Source organism: Paenibacillus sp. MCAF9, assembly GCF_052114265.1.
Taxonomy (GTDB): Bacteria; Bacillota; Bacilli; order Paenibacillales; family Paenibacillaceae; genus Pristimantibacillus.
The window spans coordinates 20545-37085 of the sequence record NZ_JBFREL010000041.1 but is presented as its reverse complement, the minus strand read 5'-3'; the positions used below and the strand labels follow the sequence as shown (position 1 = coordinate 37085).

Here is a 16541-nt window from a genome sequence, read left to right as displayed (position 1 = left end):
TGAGCACCTCCTCCGCATGGATAGCAGTATACTAACGCTTCTTTCTGTTTTTCGCTGCAAGCAGACGATTGATCGTGGCTCCGTTCTCTACTTTGCCTTGCATATTTACTCGACTCGAATCTAGTTCTCTTGCAGAACTGGGATCATTTTCTTGCGCGCGCTCCACCTCTCTGGTTGGCACTTGTACGCCCTTGTTCCTCGCCATAGAAACGCTCACTTTTTTCTCATCGTCTCGTTTGTCCGAAGCATCTCCCGATTGGCCTTTTTCTTCACGATATCGTGGATGGTTATCTCCGCTATAAAAACGGACTGCTTCTGACTTTCTTTCCTTTAAGCGACTCACAGAGCTTGACGAATGGCCACTTAAAGCTCTTTCGTTATCTCGCTGGTTTGATAACTTCGTTTTTGTACGAAATGTTTGGATAATCGGCTGAAACCCACGTTTCCATGAAATAGACAATCTGCGAATGGCGATATCGAGCAGCCATAGCAGCAGTGCTGCCACGAGAAGGCTATGTGTCCAGTTATAAACTTGCCGTGTACGATCAGGTTCGAATCGGAAGGCTTGCTTTGGGTCTGTTGGATCTAAAATCCTTCCACTAGTTGTGGCGGCCACCTGCTCAAGCAGCTTTAAACCATCCTGATTTGCGATTCGATATTCTGGCGAATAAGGGATCACAAATCCTGCCGTATTCCCATTTTGAATAGACGAGTGACTCTCCCCATGACCAATCTGCGCTAAATAAACACCGGGTTCAGTAACCGTTAGCTTTGTTTCAAACTTACCTGGCGCCACTGGCATTAACCGCTTCCGTTCGCTTTCTCCCTCTTGATTCAGGATGCCTGCGGAAAGCTTGCTGTCAACCCCTGCTCCCTCCGCCTGTGAATGAACGGTTAGCTTTGCTTCATTACCATCAACTTGTGCAGAAATGGTATAAGGAGCATGCTCAAACTGTGGGAACGTCCATTTTACCCAATCAACGAAAACTTTAGGAAGCTCAGCCCATTGCACCCATTGGCTTGACCATTTTCCGCTTAAATCACTAGTCCATGCAACCGTCCTTCCAGAACCATAAGACCAGCGTGCGAGGAGTGGATCGCCTTCGGGTGTCCATAATGCAATCTCAGCTGTTTCTTTCGGCGTAGTTGCTATATAGGCATGGATTGCAGGCAATCCATTGCGCCAAAGGGAAGACCACTCTCCTGCTTGACCGATACTTGGTGTGAAGGTTTGCTCCACGACGTACGTTCTAGACATCATCACGGTCTCTCGGCTAAAAATAGCGGGAAGCGTGCTTTCGTCTTTCGTAAAGTAATACCGCCCTTTGGCTTTTTTCGCCAGCTGCTCAAGCAGTTTTTGATCGGCGTCTTCTCCTACAGCAACTGTCGATAGCGTCATATTTTTCTCATTCATTGCATCTGTAATCGTATTGTAGTTGGCATTCGTTGAAGATTGACCATCCGTCAGCAAAATCATGTGCTTTCGCTGTGCGTCAAGCTTATTTAAACCTTCATAACCTTCATTCAGCGCTGAAAATATTTCGGTGCCTCCTTCAGGCTGAATGCTTTGGATTTGATCAAGGACAGCTTGGCGATCTGTAAGCTTCGTCGGTTTTACAACCCACCATGGCGAAGAATCGAATGCGACTACTCCTACTGTATCGGTATCTCGCAGCAGCTCAATCGTTCGCATGGCAGCTTCTTTCGCTAGCTCAAGCTTCCCGTCCGACATACTTCCAGATCGATCGATAACGAGTACAAGTCCTAGCGATGGAATTTGTTTTCTTCCTTGCAGGTCCATATATACGGGCAACGCACGCTCAACTGGCGTTTTGAAATAACCGCCAAGCCCAAAGGTCTCGTCACCTCCGACCATCATCAAGCCTACCCCATAATCGCTAACGGCTTTTGCAATCCATTCCATCGGCTTCTCGGCTATACGCGCAGCAGAAACATTATTCAAAATAATGCTGTCATATGCTGCATATTGTGCTAGCTCGACCGACAATTGCTCTGGCAAAATCGTCTCGTAACGGATGACGGAAGCTTGCAGCGCAGCTTCTATGTTAGCTGAGGAGTCAGGGACGCCTTCCACAATTAATACGTTTGGTGGACCACTTACCCGGCTAAAGGCATGTGCTGTATTATTTGCCGGCTGTTCATCGCCTGCCGTAAATATTTCAGCTCTAAAACGGTGAAAGCCCGGGTCCAGCGCAACGCTTTGCAGCGAATAGCGATTTTCGCCTCTTTCAAGTTGAATATCCGATACAGAGAGCTCAGTATCATCTGCATATAGTCGAAGCTGCGCCTGACCCGCAATTGTACTGTTAATGGCAATCTCAAAGGTAAAGGTCTCCCCTTGCTTAAGAGCTGCCGGTACATTCAGTTCTTCAATCGAGGTATCCGTTACAACCGAAGTGTTGATATGGACAACATCAACTGAAATACCTGCATTTTTGAGCATACGTGCTTGTCGAAGCACATCACCTGTATTTTCTGCACCATCAGAGAGCAGTACAATACGTCCTCCGCCTTCTTTTTGCAGCATAGCTCCTGCTAACTGAAGCCCTTGTGACAAATCAGTATAGTTCCGATTGACATTCGCTTGGAAATTAAACTCGTTATCCACTGCTAAGTCCTTATTCGTAACCGTCCGTTCAACTGCCGCATTTAACCCAGAAGAAATGATTCCTCCCCGATCAGCTTCTTCTTTAGCAGTCCACGCCTCATTTATCCACTTGCCTATACGCTTATCGGCTCGCATGCTCTCTGACCTGTCAGCGACAAATACGAGGCTGCGCTGCTCCCGCTCAATAAACGGCTGGACTTGAGCCGCAATTGCAATCAGGAGTAACAGTATAATCGATCGTGTGACAATAGACATTATTTTTCTGCGGCCGCGAAGTCGAAGGGTCATTTTGAACATCCAAACGATATATAAAAGCCAAGGAAGCAGCAATAGAAACGCGAGCGGGAACTCAGCCTGAAAGCCCACGGCGATACACCTCCCATTCAGCTGCCATTATGAAGAGCAACAAAATCGCAACATACAATTGCAATGATATCTGCTGTTCTTCTGTTGAACGATCTATGCCAGGAGCTGGAGCGAGCCCAGAGGTTGCGTTCGGCAAAAATACCCCTGCATCGGCTCCATTATTCTGAAGCTCCTCATGATCAACTGTGACAGCGAGCAACCGACTGCTTACAGCCATTTGTTCTTTGTCGCTTTCTACTAGGCGGTATAACCCTGGAATGGAGGGTGCGATATATAATCCAGCTGAATCCAAATCAAGCTCTGCTGACTGACGAAGCAGCGCACGCTCAGCTCGGGAGTCTCCTCCTGTAAGCTCAACCGCCTCCCAAACCGCTTTAACCGTATTCGTATGTAGAGAAATTTCCATTAACTGCTCAGAAATGACAGAACCAAGCTCAAGATGAGAACCGCCGCTCATCCACTGTGCAGCTTGAAGGATAAGAATTAGAAACTCTGGCCGGAGCGGCAAATCAGTATCTTGAAAATTAAAAGTAAAGCGAAGCTTCGCCTTGCCATTCTCCTTGCCTGCATAAATTGCCGGTATTCCGCCATAGCTAAGTACCGGCTCTCCCCATAAAAGTTCAGATGCATCAGGCTTCTCCAATCGACCAATATGCGTATCAGCAAATGTGATATAAGTCGTAAGGGGATGCTCCTTCTTCTCTACTCTCGTGTTCGTTGGAATGCTTGCTGTTTCATCCGATTGATCGGGATGATCGATCATCCATAGCGGCTTTGATTTAAGCAGCAGGGACCATTCAGTGTCGGCCAACAGCCGTTCATTCATCCCATCTAAAATAATCCAATCCAGCTTATTAACCTGCTCACCTGTTGGAACGACGCTGTCTGGACTTATTTTTACCGTTTGGACGCCTGCCAGCTGAAGTGCTTTCTCCAGAAACAAATTTCCTTCCGAAATGAGAAGTGCTTGCCTAGCACTTGGAATTGTCGGAAATTGAAATGCCGTGTTATCAATGACAACAGCATCCATGCGTTGTTCAATTCTGGCCTTGTAATAAAGGGCTGGAGGAAGATCGGCGATCTCCACGCTCTCCCACGCGCCTGCTGGAACAATAACGGTTCGGTTTGCAGCTAGAATCTGCTTTTTTACGTCACTCTCATTATTTGCAGCGAATACATCAAGGTTTACCGTCTGCTCCCGCTTGCTGTCATTTTGTATCGTGATCATACCCACACTTTTACCGCTATCGTTAGAATCTGCTTTGATGCCAAAATATAAAAGCGATACATTGCTGTCAGAGCTCGCTTGTCCTACGATTACACGCTCAACTTTTGCATGCAGGTTGAGCTTGTTGGCTTCTGCAGCATCTGACCACTGGCCATCTGAAAAAATTACGACCTCTCCATTTGAATCCTCTTGCAACAAAGAATCTGCTAACGAAAGGGCTGCGGTATGATCTGTTTTTCCATAAAAAGGAGTTATCGCTTGCAGTTGTCGTTTCATCTGCTCTTTGTTTCTTTCGCGATTCGTCAACACTTCAGGCTGCGCGCCTGTGGCAACAATCGTAATCAATCGAGCATTTGATTGTTTGTCAAGCCAGATCTCTGCTGCTTCTGTTGCTGATTCAAGTCGTGTCTTCGCATTAAAATTGATATCTCCTGTTTTTGCCGACATGCTTGCAGAACGATCAATGAGGAGGACAGCATGACCATCTGGTGGTGCCTGCCTCATGACTATTGGCTCCATTAAAGCGATAACGAGTATTAGCGCAACGAGCAGCTGCAAAATGAGAAGCCAGCGGCTGCGGAGCTTTTGCCATGGCCGATTCGCTTCCTGCTCCTGCAATACCCGTCTCCATAGCAGGTGACTAGCGATATGCTGGTTCTTATAGGTTCTCTTTAGGATATACATGGCAGCGATAGCTGGCAACGCAAATGCAAACCAAGCCGATGCCACGGACAAAAACTGCATCCAATACCCTCCAATCAATTCTAATCATGCGTTAAAGAGATCTAGGAAAGTACATATGCAAAAACCTTATAAAGCGATAAATTTGGTACTAGCTGTTAAGTACATCCGAGGATAAAAAAGTGTGTCTAACCGTTTCCTCTAATGAAACACCTGTATTCACGAAAATATAGGAGGCGCCGCGTGCTGCGCATATGCTCTTCAGTTCATTTTGAAAGCCTGCAACTGCACTGCGGTATTCCTGAAGCAGCTTTTGACCTATCGCTACTTCCTTTCCCGTCCCCAGCTCGCTGTCAATTAGCTTGAGTTCTCCGCTCAAATCGGGGCTTAACTCTTCAGGCGACAATAGATGTACCAGCACGACCTGTTGACCTGCTGCTGTTAACGAAATGAGAGTCTCTTCGATTCCCTGTTCAAACATTGCATCTGTAAGTACCCACGCGGAACCAGAACGTCTCGGCAATGCAGCTGCCGTCTGGAATGGTGCTGTCATGTTAACGAATTTTGTTGCGGCAGGGGAAGAAGAATCGCTATCCCTCTCCAGCTGCTGCATGGCATCTGCTAAAAAATGAAAAAGCTTTGATGAAGAAACACGCCCATGCAGCGGCTGCAGCTCCTTAATGATCGTATCACGAAACAAACGCACCGAAATTCGATCATCTCCGCAAAGCGCGATATGCCCTAAACATGCAGCTAGTCTTAATGCATATTGAAGCTTGTTTGTATCTAAATGTCCAAAAGCCATGGATTGTGATACATCGATGTAGAGGCTAACCTGCAGCTCTTGTTCATCCCAATATTGCCGAATAAACGCTTTGCCTGTTCGGCCGTAAACATTCCAATCTATTCGGCGGATATCATCACCGGATGAATAAGGCCGATAATCAGCAAATTCTTGCGATCCGCCAAGCGAGCTGGAGCGCCTTTTGCCTGCCAGCAAACCTTTGATGCGGTTGCCTGCACGAATACGTATTCGTTCAAGCTCCGTAAGAAAAGACAGATTAGGAAATAATAGCTTCAAAGCTTCCTGATTCGAAAGTCCGGCTGATGGAGAATGGGCATTCTGTGATGCGTCTGCTGATTCTTTGCTCACGCTCATCGCGCGGCCTCTACGGCCGTTAAAATGGCTTCGGACATCTGGTCGCTCGATATGCCCATCGCTTGCGCCTCATAGCTAAGCACGAGTCGATGCCGAAGCACCGGCAAAGCCGTTTGCCGAATGTCATTCCAAGAAATATGAAGCCTTCCAGCTGACAATGCTCTAACTTTACTTACAGCGATAATGGCTTGAACAGCACGCGGCCCCGCTCCGAATCGAACGTATCGTTTAACCTCTTCAGGTGCGTCAGGCTCGCCAGCATGCGACATCATAACAACCTTAACCGCTAAATCAAGCACCTCATCGGCGACTAAAATCTGTTTAGCGGACATTTGCAGATCCATTAATTCAGCCGCGGAAAGGACAACCGATACTTTGGGCTGAGTAATTGAAGTTGTGCGAAGCACGATTTGTTTAAGCTCCTCGCGGCTTGGATAATCCACTCCAATTTTGAGCAAAAAACGATCAAGCTGCGCTTCAGGCAGCGGATAAGTTCCCTCTTGTTCTATCGGATTTTGGGTAGCCAGCACAAAAAAAGGTTTTGGCAGCTGATGTGTCTCCCCGCCTGCTGTTACCGTACCCTCTTGCATAGCTTCCAGCAATGCGCTTTGTGTTTTGGGCGTTGCCCGATTGATTTCATCAGCGAGCACTAAATTTCCGAAAATCGGCCCTGCTTGAAACCGATGTGCGGCTGCGCCTAGGGTACCAAAATCTATCAGTGTTGTACCCGTAATATCCGAAGGCATTAAATCAGGCGTAAATTGGATACGAGAAAACTGCAAAGAGATGCAATCCGCAACAGTCCGGATCAGCATCGTTTTGCCAAGGCCTGGTATTCCTTCGAGTAGGGCATGACCCCCGGCAAGCAAACACCAGAGCAGCTGCTCCACAACGGCTTGCTGACCGACGATGACACGGCCAATCTCTTCTTTCAATGCAGCAATCCGCGCGGCAGCCTCATCTAACTGTGCTTTGGATTCAATCATATCGGATCATCTCCATTATCGGTTCGGTTGAATTTGATCAAAATATTGCTTAACCTTCTCCTGCATACTATCAGGCAGCTGAGAGCGTCCTAGCGATTGCTTCGCTTCTGCTGCATATTCGTTATAGACATCCTCATAAGGACGTGTCGTTCCATCAATCATCGGGGATTGACCGCCATTAACGGTCTGCCCCCCTGATGAAGGACCACCATCCTGTTGCACATTACCGGAGCCTTGCATCGTACGAGGCGTTGTGATCAAATTTCTGCCGCCGGCTCCTGTGCCAGCTCCTGGTCCAGAGCCGGAGCCAGAACCAGAACCAGAACCAGTGCCAGTGCCAGTGCCAGATCCAGAGCCAGATCCAGTGCCAGAGCTAGATCCAGAGCCAGTGCCAGTGCCTGAGCTAGAGCCAGTGCCAGTGCTGGAGCCAGAGCTTAGGCTAGAGCCAGTGCCAGACCCGGAGCCAGTGCCTAAGGCAGAGCCAGTGCCAGAGCTGGAACTAGAGTTAGATTGCGGAGCAGTGCTGGATGCAGCATTAGGGCTAGAGCCAGTGCCGGGCGTTGCGCCCGCGGCGCCTTCCGCAGCAAGCTGCTGTGCCAGCTGCTGCCCGCTTTGCCCGAGCTGGCCCGCCATACCTCGGGCCAACTGCTCCAGCTCGCCCTGCGATAATTCGCGGGCGAGCGCTTTCTCGAGCGCCGCGAGTGCATCGCCGGCGCTCTCGCTATCCGGGGCGGATCCGCCGTCCGCCCCGGCATCACCTGCGGCGCGCGCCTGCTGCGCCGCCTGTTCAAGCGCCGCAGCAAGCTGTGCGGCGCCTTGCTCTTGCGGCTGCTCTGCTGCCAGCCGCTCAAGTGCACTCGCCAGCGCTTCACGCTGCGCTGGCGACAGTTGGTGCAGCTGCGATCGCATAGCGTCGATCGCTTGCTGCATGCCTGCGGCGTCTCGGTCCATCAAAGCTTGACCGAGCTGCCGCAGGCTTGGTTCATTGCTCATCGCATTCGCCGCAGCTTCCAACCGCTTCGCCGTTTTTTGTGCCGCTTCAGCTGCTAATTCCAGCTTGTTAATCGCAGCCTCCAGCTGCTCTAGCGCCTCAATTCCATCGCTGCCCAGCGAATCGAGCTTGCTGCGAAGCTCCTTCAGTGGTTTAAGCAGCTCCTGCTTCTGATCCTCTGGCAGCTCTGCTGCCTCCGCGAGATCAGTAAGCTTCTCCGTTTCTTGCCCCAGCGCCACAAGCCTTTCCTTTGCCGCTGCGAGCGCTTCCGCTCGTTCGTCAAGAGAATTAGGCAGGAAAAGCAGTATCGCCAAAACGATCCATACAGCAGCTGCGCTATAGATGAGTAAACGCCAGCTTCGCCAGTCTGGCCACGGCAGCGAAGCATGTAATCCGCTAACATATTTATCAGCAGCCTCTGTTGCCACTTCTCGCTGCATGATAACGATCGGATGAGCCTGATTTTCTTCACGCATTAACCCATCAAGAGCAGTTGATATCGCATCCTCGGTTACTTGTTTATCCATCATTCTAGCTGCTTCCCTTAAGGAAGCACGCTTCCATAATCCAATGCCCGCACCAACAACGAAACCTAAACTAGCAATGATGAACACAAGCAGTCGAACATGCATAATAGGCCACAGCCTGCTTGCACCAAGCAGCAAAAGGCCAGCAGCACTGCTTCCAAGTAAACCTATCAGCGCATAACGGCTCACTGTAAACATTGTCAACCTGCGTCTAACAGGCTGGAGCAGTTCAACCAACGACTTCTTTTGCATAACTGGCCCTCCTATAAGTTTTGCAAAGCAAAACTTTACTTCGTAAGCATCACTTGCAAAGCAAAACTTTACTTCGTAAGCATCATTTGCAAAGCAAAACCTTCCTATACAGCATGATTTGCTTCACAACTCTCTCTTTGGTAACCATAAATTATTTTTCAAGCATTATTTCCGTCTCAAACGAGGACGAAGTCTAAGAATACCCAGCCATAAAGCAAGGATGGAGAGAATCGTATAGATAATAATGAACTCCTGCCACAATGCAATCGGCGCGTTATACCCTTTCTGTCCAATCGAATTTACAGAAAAGGCTTGATTTGAGACGAGCGGATCTAAAATGCTGTACAAAGCAGCCGCAGGATTCAAGGCAATAATATGACCGATCCAGCTGTAAGCATTTGTAGTCGTTTGCGGCATTTGTTCCATCACGCCTACGAGTACAACAAATAATAATGCTGTTCCGGCAAACATAAACAACGTAACGCCATACGTTACGATGACAGAAATCATTGTTCGCTTGAACAATGTCGAGAATAATATGCCAAAGGAACCAAGTACAAACATAATAAATAAATAAAACAAGAAAACAAGAAAGAGCTGTTCTGGCGAGATGCCGCCATACAAAAAGATCATGCTGTATACAGGAATCGTACTGATCACAATCAATACCATAAAGCTTAATGACGATGCCAGCTTGCTAAGCACAATCGTGGCTGAACTCTGCTGCGTCGTGAGCAGCAAATTAAGAGTCTGCTTCTCGCGTTCGCCGCTAATAACACCAGAAGTGAGGCCCGGTGCCATGAAAGCAATCAACCCAAGCTGTGCCATGCTCATAAAATAAAACAAAATTTTGCTTTGCTCAGGATTATAGGACTGTCCTCGTCCAGAGGTTACTTCAGTTAAATAAATAGCGCTTAAAGCCATTAAGCCGATTGCAAATAAATAAAAAAACAGCGTCCACATCGCGCGAGGCGTCCTCATTCTAAGCTTGAACTCTTTATTGAGTACGGGATTGATAAGCTGGTGGCGCCAGCTCGTTCGGCCATCTCTTGCCGCCGATTGCTCCTTCATTCGAGTCCGTCTCCCCCTTTCGTAATTTCCAAAAACACATCCTCAAGATTCGTCTGCGCTTCACTGAAGGAGATCAGCTGAAAACCTGCTGCAACCAGCTCATGAAGCAGCTGCGATTGCTCGGCATCCTGTCCGCCAAAGTGAATTTGTATTCCACGATCATCTCGGAAAATTCGGTTAACATAAGGGCGATCACGCAAAAACAGCTCCGCTTCTGACTCCCGATCAACTAATCTCACATGCAGGAAACGTTTGACACGCAATCTATTTTGAATATCTGCGACATTTCCGATCGCAATCATTTCACCATGCTCAATGACGCCGATTTCATCTACCATTTCGGCGAGCTCAGGCAATATATGTGAAGAAATGATGATCGTTTTCCCCATTGACTTCAGCTCTCGCAATATTTCTCTCATCTCAATCCGAGCTCGAGGATCAAGGCCGGAAGCAGGCTCATCCAAAATAAGGAGCTCTGGATCATGAACGAGGCAGCGTGCCAAGCAAAGCCGCTGCTTCATTCCCCGAGAGAGCGAGTCAACGTAAGCATCTTTTTTATCGCTCAAATTGACCAGCTCCAGCAATTGCGGAATCAACTGTTCCCGCTCCGCCTTCGGTATACCATAGCTGGCGCCATAGAAATGCAAATATTCCAACGTTTTGAATTGGTCATACACGCCAAAAAAATCCGGCATATATCCAATTCGCTTACGCACCTCATGCGGGTGTTTGGTCACGTCAAATCCGTCTACTTTTGCGATGCCTGAGGTGGGTATCATTAATGTCGCAAGAATTGACATCGTCGTTGATTTTCCTGCCCCATTGGGGCCAACAAAACCAAATACCGTTCCTTTTGGAATCGTTAGATCTATCGATTTAAGCGCTTGAAACGTTCCGAATGTTTTGGAAAGCTGTTTGATTTCAATCATCGGAACCAGAGGCGCATCATTTGATAGTTGTTCCGCAGGTTCCGTTTTAGGCACTTCCACATTAATGATCTCTATTTCGTGATTTTTGCTCATTTTTTCTGTATCTCTCCTTCTAAAGCAATCTGCGGTAAAGTCATGTCCACAGAACCAATGACAGAAAACTTCATTCGAACAATTTGATTGTTAATCAAATACTCTTTTGGCGCTGCTTCAGCTTTGCTTGAATCTGTCCAATTTCCTTCTTTCTCGTTCCAGACAGTCAATGTGAGATTTGAAGCATTTGTACTGTTGTTGTATAGGATTTCGAGATGATCGTATACAGCATCATGATCATTTGGCAAAATATATTCAAATATAAGCTCGCCATCGCCTACAAAATAAGAACCGTTCCCGTAGTGCTGCAATTGACTCGTGGCATTCTCCGTAATAATGGGATTAATAAGACCTGCTGGTACGATGACACGATTCCCATCAATAAAAGAGGTATCGACCTTCTGAACCCACAGCTTCAAATTATCCGTCTTTATCGTTTCGCCGTTTACCTTGTAATTCTGCTCATGATCAGTGCTAAAGCCAACTACTATGGGCTCCGGCGGGACAATGCCGCCATTGTTTCGATTCCCAAAGCTGTCTACAAGCTGTCGCTCTCGATTATACCCGTCATTGCCTCGGCTAGATGGATTAGGAAACATCATTTGACCATAAGGGAAATAGCCTGATTGATTAACCGTACTCGTTGTAATTGTCGTTTGCCCGCTCTCGCCGACCTTCAAATCGCCAAAGAGCTGAGCTTGCCCATTGATTAGCATGGAAACATTCGTAAGATTAGTTGTCGTATTGTTGGTAGCAGTTACCTCAATCGCATGTCTAGCCTGCTTATAAGAAAGGGTTAGCTGTCCCGTATCACTGCTCATCGTCTGCTTTTCTATCCATAGTTTCCGTGTCGACCAATAGGGAACGGAGCGCCATAGTGCTGTAGTCGAATCATTTTCGGAAATCAATTGCGTTTTATCATCCATATTCTGATTTCCATTTTGGTTGTAATTGGCGTAAAAAGATAAATTTACTCTTTTATCAAATTTTGCAGTCACTGTTCCCCCAGTTGGAATGAACACCGCAGTTGCACCTGATCGTACAGCGTCTCCTTGTCCAGTCAACTCAATGATCTCAATCGTATGGGCTGATAAATTACGCTTATCTTCTGCACCGAAGAAAAAGATTGCGAAACCGGTAATAACAGAAAAAGCAGGGATAAGCCACCAAGACCACTCTCTTCGATCAGCCTTAGCTAAAATTATATACAGTACTGGCGCTACGATGATCATATAGCCGATAAACATCCACATAAGCAGCATAAAGTTGGGCGGTTTAATCGACGGGAACTCATCTATAATACTTTCAATATTCCATTTCATATTATTATTGATGTTCACCATGCCAGGCTGAAGCGGCGTCAAATTTTTTTTAAGCACCTTCGCCCATAGCATCGCGCTGCCAGTCCATGTAGACATAGGCTCAAGCGATGGATCATAAGCGAAATAAATAACGCTGCCAAATCCATGTTCACGGGATACGACAAGCGGCAGGCCATTCTCAGCAAGCTCCGTTTTGCCATCTATTATATGACCTGTCGAGACGACCAAAGGTTTTTCAAGTGCAAGTGCGGTACCCCCGAAGCTGGCAAGTGAGTCCGCGCTGGATATGGTCGATGTGCCTGACGACTCTAGCGGTGCAATCTGTTTAAAGGCATCTGCCGTTTTGCCATAGCCGACTCCTCCAGTTAACACAAGTGTGCCGCCTTGCTGTACCCAATCCTTTATCGCTTTAACCTGTGCTTCATCCCAGACCGTGGTTGGCATATCATTGATAACGATCGTATTGAGTGTTTTGAGTAAAATGGGATCGCTGGGCAGTTCCTTCTGCGCAATCGGAATGACCGTTATTTCATAGCCTCGTTGATTTAACGATGGCATAAAATTCAAAGTATCCGGGTCACGAGATATGACACCAATGGTGTAGCTGTTGGCTGTTCTTGCGTTTATGTAATCGTTGCCGAAAATCGGAATAGGTTTGCCTGATTTGTAGGAGTCCTTAAAAAAACGTATTTTACTGTTGCTCCGATTAAGAAGCTCGCCTTGAATAGATGCTGTTAATTGTATGGCTGTGCCTAGAGGCAGCTCTGTAGGTATGATCAAGTCATTAGACCCTACTATAGATATAACAACTTCACCTTTCAAATCCTCAGCTGTCTGGTTTGTCAGTGTAAGCCGTACAGGATACCATTCGGATTGTTTCATATAGCCCTGAAATCCGACACTCGTTTCCAATGAAATTCCCTTCTCCGTTGCTGCTGCCTGTGCACTGCCAGTTCCCGCTAAGAAAGCTGCTATCAAACTAATCATGACCGCATAAGCGATAGTTCGATTTCTTAAATGAATAAAACGGTTCACCATTTGACCCCTCTCTTTACTTGATCTTCCATTTATACATATCCTTATTTTAACGGATTTTACAATTGAATTGTTGCTTCTTTTTCTAAATAATCATAAAATGCAAAAAAAAAACGACAAAACTTGATCATATAAGCTGTGCTTAAGATGATCATAGTTTTATCGTTTTCCAATTTTATGGTAAATTATTTTACAGGCGTACTGCTGTTCCGCTGACAGCTACCATTAACATTCCTTCACGCACAACCTCATAATCAATGTCGATCGCAACGATTGCATTTGCTCCAATCTTAGCGGCTTGATTTTTCATCTCATCAATGGCTACATCACGTGCTTCCTTCAGCTTGCTCTCATACGCACCGGAGCGTCCTCCAACGATGTCTGTAATTGATGCAAAAAAGTCACGAACGACATTTGCACCCATAATCGCTTCTCCTGTTACGATTCCTATATAATCTTGAATAGGACGGCCTTCTATTGTTGGTGTTGTTGAAATTAGCATCATTATGCTCCTCTCGCTTCATAAAGAAGCGTGTATTTAAAACATTTGCTTATATTACGAAGCTGGCAGCTGTTTTGTTTCAATTAAGTTCCATTCATTAGCTCTTTCAATTCCACATCTATGAGTCTGTCCGTAATCGTGTTAATTCTTATCGTAACGCGAATAGCGAATTGTTTGGCATCTTTATTTAACAGTAGAACAAAACATTCCTCTGACTCTCCATTAGCAAGCTTTTTTCTTCCTTCGTATTTGTAATTGACAATTGAAGCATCCTCGTATGCTTTTGACGTTTCTTGCATGGCCAGCTTTCCCCACTTTGCGTAGGACGGCTCCGCATGCAAATGAGCCGCTTCTGTCGCAAACACTTCCGTATGCGTAAAGCTAAGCAGTGCGAACACAGCCTTAATTACAATATTAATTATCATTTTGCAACCACCTATTTCATGGATTGTAATGGTATTAGCGTCACCCTCTTCGCTCCGTCCTATTCTTCACTTCTAAAGGCTGCAGCCCAATTTATAGGGATAAGTGCCCTTTTTTCATTCAAAGCATATTGTAGAGTATGATAAAAAGGAGGCACACCATGATACGCAATCAATCTTATATGCCACAATCGGCTGTTATGCCTGAGTACTATGAACAAATGCAAACAAACCCTGCCCAAGCCAATTTGGGACCGGAAACTGTGAATGCACAGACGGCTCCCGCCCCAGCTCATTGCTGTGTTGATTTAAGTCTAATGCATCATTATCCTTACATGCACGAATTTCATGACTTTCACCACATGCATCACTTCCATCCGATGATGGAGGATTTTCATCCGATGATGGAGGATTTCCACCATATGCATCACTTTCATCACATGATGGATGATTATCATCCCATGATGCATGAGATGTGGGATGAGCATATGCACTACGATCACCATCATCCTCATGATGGATGGGAGCTCTCGACTTTAGATTATCATCATGCTTGGTTCCACCCTATGATGCATCACCATCCGCACCATGTTTGCTTCCCAGTTACATGCCAGCCAGCCGGGGAGCTTCAGAAGAAGGCAGCAGCCGAGCAGCCTAACGGTTAAAAAAGAAAAACATAAAAAGGGCAGATTGAATGATTGCCATCATTCAATCTGCCCTTTTGTCTCCTCATCAACTATTGCGACAAACTGCCTTCGAGTCGCGAGCGAGGTCGACATGGGCCAATAGGAATTTGAATAAGACTCGTTAGTCCATTTGGCGTTAATCCATAAAGCTCATTCATGGAGCTAACATCAAAGCCTAGCAGCGGTCGTCCTTCCATCCTCAATGCGGAAGCAGCAATCAGCAAACGTTGAACGAGCATTCCCGCTTCCATTTGTTGAATACGATAGCCGCGAAAGCCAAGCTCCTTATGAAAATGCTCCAGATCACCTGCCACATGAAAAGTAAGCGGCACCTGGAATAAATTTACGTTATCCAAAGACATGCCATACTGAAGCCATGGCCTTTGGTCACCCGCACGGACAAGCTGCAGCGCGTGAGCCGCAGCATCATAGTAATACGCTCCATCTTGAATCCCATCAACACCATAAAAACAGCCATATAAATGGACGCGCGACGATGGACTTCGCACTAAACCATCCAAATCATTACGATACTTATAAGAAATCATGATCTCCTGCAATAGTGCTGCCAAATCGGTTATGCTCACGGTTTCCAATACAAATTCACTTTCTGGCGAGTAGCGCTGCCTGCATACCGATGCTAAATCATACATCATCCGATTTACGCTCGGTAAAGCAAAAACGTCGCTACTGCTAGCTAGTATTTGCTGCCCCTCCAGCTGTTTAATCGCGCGTGCGGATTCCATGATGGAGGCTTCATTTAGCTTAATCAGCAGCGGATATTCCAATACCTTTTTTGATCGCATGTAGTGCTCATGTCTAATTAACGGAAGCATACTGCATAATTCATCTGAAGAAATATTTTTTTCGGTGCTATCACCATGGTGGAACCATTCCATATTTGCATCTATCGCAAGAGGAATCGCAGCGTATACACTTTCTTCCGTATCAGGTAGACCAAGCATATGATTGATTGCACCATCTAGAAACTGAAAATAAACACCCGCCTCAAAGTCATAACGTTTAGCCACTTCAAGCAGTTGACCAACGAGCAAGCCAGCATCTAATCCTTGCAATCGATAGGAGAAGTTATTGTATTTATAAAAGTTTTTCCAAAAAAAAGTGGACACAAATACGGCTCCGAAGCCGTTTGTTATGTCGCACCGATCACCTAACGCATTGCTCAAATACCGATCAAATTGGCCTTCACGCAGCAGCATCAAACGATGATGCGCCACATCATAATGATAAATTCCGTTAGGTAATTCATCCAGCTTCAAATAAAGATATACTTCGCTTGGATACAGCCCTCCGCCTGATGGAACAAAACGTCTACAAAGCTGCAAGGAGTCCTCCCATTCCTCCCCTGCATGTTGTTCAAGAACAGACTGGCTAAGCTGTGTCAGCCCGAACGTATACCAAAGAAAATGACCTATATCCCGTAGCGTTGGCATCGTATGTTCCCGTTTGCCCGTCAAAGTAAGCGGAACATCCGAAGCGAGAGGAAATGCCGGTACATGACGATATAATTTGTACGGTAGAGGAGCGTTATCCCAATCAATTTCCACATCTTGAGGTTTGGTTTTGTCTGGTTCATATTGCAATTGGCGCAAAAAAGCCTTCAGACTCATATCTCCCCTCCTAAGTGCCAACTCGCCGAGA

At 46.5% G+C, this 16541-nt stretch carries 12 protein-coding genes; 1 reads left to right on the top strand and 11 read right to left on the bottom strand.

What is annotated here, in order from left to right; all coding sequences use genetic code 11:
• Positions 1 to 31: 31 nt before the first annotated feature.
• From AB4Z45_RS30530 to AB4Z45_RS30485, 10 genes are all read right to left on the bottom strand, one after another.
• Positions 32 to 2995: a VWA domain-containing protein gene (locus AB4Z45_RS30530; protein ID WP_441913177.1), complete on the bottom strand. Its 2964-nt coding sequence runs from the start codon at positions 2993 to 2995 to the stop codon at positions 32 to 34.
• Complete coding sequence (locus tag AB4Z45_RS30525; RefSeq protein ID WP_441913175.1) at positions 2979 to 4967, bottom strand: vWA domain-containing protein; 1989 nt, start codon at positions 4965 to 4967, stop codon at positions 2979 to 2981. The genes AB4Z45_RS30530 and AB4Z45_RS30525 overlap by 17 nt, the downstream gene beginning before the upstream one ends.
• Positions 4968 to 5055: 88 nt before the next feature.
• Positions 5056 to 6063, bottom strand: a complete 1008-nt coding sequence (locus tag AB4Z45_RS30520) for a DUF58 domain-containing protein (RefSeq protein ID WP_441913173.1) — start codon at positions 6061 to 6063, stop codon at positions 5056 to 5058.
• Entirely contained in the window at positions 6060 to 7049 is a 990-nt protein-coding gene (locus AB4Z45_RS30515; protein ID WP_441913171.1) for an AAA family ATPase, read from the bottom strand. The genes AB4Z45_RS30520 and AB4Z45_RS30515 overlap by 4 nt, the downstream gene beginning before the upstream one ends.
• Positions 7050 to 7064: 15 nt before the next feature.
• Positions 7065 to 8819: a hypothetical protein gene (locus tag AB4Z45_RS30510; RefSeq protein WP_441913169.1), complete on the bottom strand. Its 1755-nt coding sequence runs from the start codon at positions 8817 to 8819 to the stop codon at positions 7065 to 7067.
• Between the two features lie 165 nt (positions 8820 to 8984).
• Positions 8985 to 9890: an ABC transporter permease gene (locus AB4Z45_RS30505; RefSeq protein ID WP_441913167.1), complete on the bottom strand. Its 906-nt coding sequence runs from the start codon at positions 9888 to 9890 to the stop codon at positions 8985 to 8987.
• Complete coding sequence (locus AB4Z45_RS30500) at positions 9887 to 10819, bottom strand: ATP-binding cassette domain-containing protein (protein WP_441913191.1); 933 nt, start codon at positions 10817 to 10819, stop codon at positions 9887 to 9889. Before AB4Z45_RS30500 ends, AB4Z45_RS30505 begins: the two co-directional genes overlap by 4 nt.
• 89 nt (positions 10820 to 10908) lie before the next feature.
• Positions 10909 to 13272, bottom strand: coding sequence for a hypothetical protein (locus AB4Z45_RS30495; RefSeq protein WP_441913165.1), 2364 nt, complete (start codon positions 13270 to 13272; stop codon positions 10909 to 10911).
• 187 nt (positions 13273 to 13459) lie between these two features.
• Complete coding sequence (locus AB4Z45_RS30490; protein ID WP_076269253.1) at positions 13460 to 13771, bottom strand: YbjQ family protein; 312 nt, start codon at positions 13769 to 13771, stop codon at positions 13460 to 13462.
• A gap of 83 nt (positions 13772 to 13854) precedes the next feature.
• A complete protein-coding gene (locus AB4Z45_RS30485) occupies positions 13855 to 14196 on the bottom strand; it encodes a DUF3889 domain-containing protein (protein WP_441913163.1) in 342 nt (113 codons plus the stop codon).
• A gap of 158 nt (positions 14197 to 14354) precedes the next feature.
• On the opposite strand from AB4Z45_RS30485, the gene AB4Z45_RS30480 reads away from it, so the two are divergent.
• A complete protein-coding gene (locus AB4Z45_RS30480; protein WP_441913161.1) occupies positions 14355 to 14858 on the top strand; it encodes a hypothetical protein in 504 nt (167 codons plus the stop codon).
• Between the two features lie 71 nt (positions 14859 to 14929).
• Here the strand turns inward: AB4Z45_RS30480 and AB4Z45_RS30475 are convergent, their stop codons facing one another.
• On the bottom strand, positions 14930 to 16510 hold the full coding sequence (locus AB4Z45_RS30475) for a SagB family peptide dehydrogenase (protein ID WP_441913159.1): 1581 nt from the start codon (positions 16508 to 16510) through the stop codon (positions 14930 to 14932).
• Between the last annotated feature and the right edge of the window lie 31 nt (positions 16511 to 16541).